Source organism: Paenibacillus periandrae, from assembly GCF_022458865.1.
In the GTDB taxonomy this organism is placed as follows: Bacteria; Bacillota; Bacilli; order Paenibacillales; family NBRC-103111; genus Paenibacillus_S; species Paenibacillus_S periandrae.
Map to the genome: position 1 here is coordinate 1 of NZ_JAJNMU010000145.1, position 394 is coordinate 394.

Here is a 394-nt window from a genome sequence, read left to right on the forward strand (position 1 = left end):
CAAGTACCATTGGCGCTGAAGGGCTTAACGGTCGTGTTCGAGATGGGAACGCGTGGTTCCCCTTCGCCATCATCACCAAACTAAGAGCTTTCGCCAGAAAGCTGACTTCGTAAGCCTAAGTTTTTTTAGAAGCGTTTCTTCTTTGAAATCGCTGCGAGAAAATATCCATCCTTACAAAGGACAGACGGCTCAAGGTTTGCACCCTGAAAACTAGATCCGAAACTTCACTTCACGCTTGAGCAGCGCGCCTCACTCGCTTTCGCTTGTAAGACTCTTTCTTGGATAAGCCCTCGACCGATTAGTATTCGTCAGCTCCATACCTTGCGGCACTTCCACCCCGAACCTATCTACCTCATCGTCTATAAGGGGTCTTACTAATTGGGAAATCTCATCT

The 394-nt window shown here is 48.0% G+C and carries 2 rRNA genes; both read right to left on the minus strand.

Going from position 1 to position 394, the window contains the following annotated elements:
• Positions 1 to 80, minus strand: a 5S ribosomal RNA gene (gene rrf, locus LRL21_RS47450); the annotation flags it as partial.
• A 198-nt stretch (positions 81 to 278) separates the two neighbouring features.
• A 23S ribosomal RNA gene (locus tag LRL21_RS47455) occupies positions 279 to 394 on the minus strand; the annotation flags it as partial.